We start from the raw sequence: 2,918 nt of genomic DNA on the forward strand, positions 1-2,918 counted from the left end.
GTTGAAACCAATATGGCAGAAAAACTAATCAACCCAAAAAGAGAAAGAAAAGAAAAAAGTACTGTCGCAAAAGTTGATACTAAAGCTGTTACTTATGATTTATACAAAGAAGGAAAAAGTATTGCAGAAATATCCAAAGAAAGAAATCTAATAAAATCAACAATTGAAGGACACTTAGCACATTATGTTTTTACCGGAGAAGTTAATATTGACGATGTGGTAAGCAAGCAGAAACAGCAACAGATAAAAGATGCCGTTGTTATTCATGGTTCGCTAAGCCATAAAACACTGATCGATAATTTACCGAAAGACGTTAGTTACGGCGAAATAAAAATGGTGCTGGCCGCGGGCAAAACAACAACAGCCTGATGAAACTAACACAAGAACAGGAAGACATTATAAATTCTGCCGGTGATATAAAAATAAATGCCGTTGCAGGTTCGGGCAAAACCACTACTGTTATTGAGTATGCCAAAGCCAGACCAGCAAACAGTAAAATTTTATACCTGGCATTTAATAAATCCGTTAAGCTGGAAGCAATAAAAAAATTTGCTGCAAAGGGTTTACAAAATGTTACTGTAGAAACCGCCCATTCGCTGGCATATAAAAATATTGTTTTCAAGCACCAGTATAAGGTACGGGTGCAGGGTTATAAAACACATGAAATAGCCGAGCTGCTGTGCCTGCAGGGCAATGGCGAAAAACACCATGAGTATGTAATTGCCAACCACATCAATAAATTTATTGCACTTTTTTGCAACAGCGATAAAACAAAAGTGCAGGAGCTAAATTATTTAGATACTATCAGTGATACCAAAGCCAAAACTTTTGTAAAAACGTTTTATCATTTTATAGAAAAACAAACCCGGCAACTGCTTGCCAAAATGGATAAAGGTGAGATAGAAATTACACATGATTTTTACCTGAAAAAATTTCAACTGCAAAACCCTGTTTTACAATTTGATTATATTTTGTTTGATGAAGGACAAGATGCTTCTCCTGCAATGCTGGATATTTTTTTAAACCAGTCTGCCGTAAAAGTAATTGTAGGTGATACACACCAGCAAATTTATAGCTGGCGATATGCTGTAAATTCCCTTGAGAAAACCAGTTTTACTACTTTTAATTTGAGCCATAGTTTTAGGTTCGGTGCAAACATTGCCAACCTTGCCACACAGGTTTTATTTTGGAAAGATGCCATTACCAAAACCAAACCCATTACCATTAAAGGGCTTGGTACCAATACCGATACCAAAACAAAAGCAGTAATTGGCCGAACCAATTTGGGTTTGTTGTTAAAAGCAATTGAGTATGTAACGGAGAAAAAAAATATCAAGAAAATTTATTTTGAAGGCAATTTTAATTCTTACACTTATGCTGATGAAGGCGCTTCTTTATACGATGTTTTAAATCTGTTTAATAATAAACGGGCTTTAATAAAAGATGCGTTGATAAAATCGATGGGTTCCATTAAAGATTTAGAAGAGTACATTGAAAAAACAGAAGATGCCCAGTTAAGTATGATGCTGGAAATAGTAAAAGAATATGGTAATGATATTTACGACATTATAAAAACTATAAAACAAAAACAGGTTGAAAAGGATGATAAAGAAAAAGCTGAACTTGTTTTTTCTACAGTACACCGTTGCAAGGGAATGGAATATGATTCGGTGCATTTAGTAAAAGATTTTATTACCGAAGATAAAGTACAGCGGCAGGCACACGAATTGGACAATGATGAAAAGAAAATCAACAAACTAAACGAAGAAATAAATTTATTGTACGTGGCTATTACCCGTACTAAAAATACGCTGCACATTCCCGAAGAATTATTGCCTGCCGATTTTCCTAAACTGGCACAAATAAATATTATTAAAAAGGAAGAGCCAAAAGAAATTAAACCTGTGGTTATAGAAGCGGCTAAAAAAAGATCTAATTTTTCTAAATACAGAGGTGCTAGTGATAAAACATATTCGGTTGAATTAATAAGAGCAAAACACGGCGAAGCTTACAAGCCGTGGACGCCGGAACAAGATGAAAAACTAACGCAGTTTTTTAATAACAATACTTCCGACTCGGAGATTATAAAACATTTTGGTAGAAATGCAGGTGCTATCAGATCAAGATTGAGAAAGCTGGGATTGAAATAAATCTGTCACGGATTATTTTATATTTTAAGCCTTAATATTGATAGCTAAAAATTCGTTTGACCATTTTCACAGGCTGCCCTTTATCATTGAAAACTGTTTGCTGTATCCAGTTACCTGCTGTATCCCAACTTTCATATTTGTAAGACAAATACTTTTTAACGGATGAATCCTTAAAGTAGGTGACCTCAAGCATATTCTCCGGATATTTTTTGTCCGTCAAATGTATCTTTACTTCAGAAGTAAGCATTCCGCTGCTATCTTTTGCAGTTGCACAAATTTGATAAATACTATCATAAACATTTTTATAAGACATCATTAATTTGCTTTTGATATCGTAACTATTCATACCTGACAAAAGCCCAAATTCAGTTTGTTGTATATTATCATAATAACTTTCAAGCTTATCCTTTGAATCATAAATTTCTATAGTTATACACTTACTACTTTTATATTTTAGCAACATTTTTGATTGCTTCTTTCCATTTTCATAGGTTGACGAGGTAGATAAAGACCCGTTTTTATTGAATATTAAAAACTCAACAACCTCACTCTTTTCTATAAAATTTTTTGTTGTATCAGTAATGGTGTACCCAAGTTCATCAAAAATTTCAATTGTTACTGACTCTAATTTTCCAAGTTCGCCAAGGCTGTCAACATTATATGTTTCTGTTACCAATTTTGTAACATTCCCTTTAATATTTACCTGTTCCAAATCCGTTAGGTATTTTATCTGTTGCTTTCCTCCACAGGAAACCAATAAACAAATTC

3 protein-coding genes are annotated in these 2,918 nt (G+C 33.7%); 2 read left to right on the forward strand and 1 reads right to left on the reverse strand.

The features are described from left to right. On the forward strand, positions 1 to 369 hold a 369-nt coding region (locus ACY651_RS00390), incomplete at its 5' end, for a helix-turn-helix domain-containing protein (protein ID WP_462248547.1). Continuing rightward, the gene (locus ACY651_RS00395; protein WP_462248549.1) at positions 369 to 2,150 is read left to right on the forward strand and encodes a UvrD-helicase domain-containing protein; all 1,782 of its coding nucleotides are present in this window, start codon (positions 369 to 371) and stop codon (positions 2,148 to 2,150) included. The genes ACY651_RS00390 and ACY651_RS00395, both read left to right, overlap by 1 nt. A 31-nt stretch (positions 2,151 to 2,181) precedes the next feature. Here ACY651_RS00395 and ACY651_RS00400 read toward each other — a convergent pair. Continuing rightward, a partial coding sequence (locus tag ACY651_RS00400; RefSeq protein WP_462248551.1) for a hypothetical protein occupies positions 2,182 to 2,918 on the reverse strand: 737 nt, incomplete at its 5' end.

This window comes from Ferruginibacter sp. (assembly GCF_031391665.1).
Classification (GTDB): Bacteria; Bacteroidota; Bacteroidia; order Chitinophagales; family Chitinophagaceae; genus Ferruginibacter.

Bases quoted from the DNA above. Each gene is read 5' to 3' on its own strand.
- ACY651_RS00395 (WP_462248549.1), top strand. From the start codon at position 369: ATGAAACTAACACAAGAACAGGAAGACATTATAAATTCTGCCGGTGAT.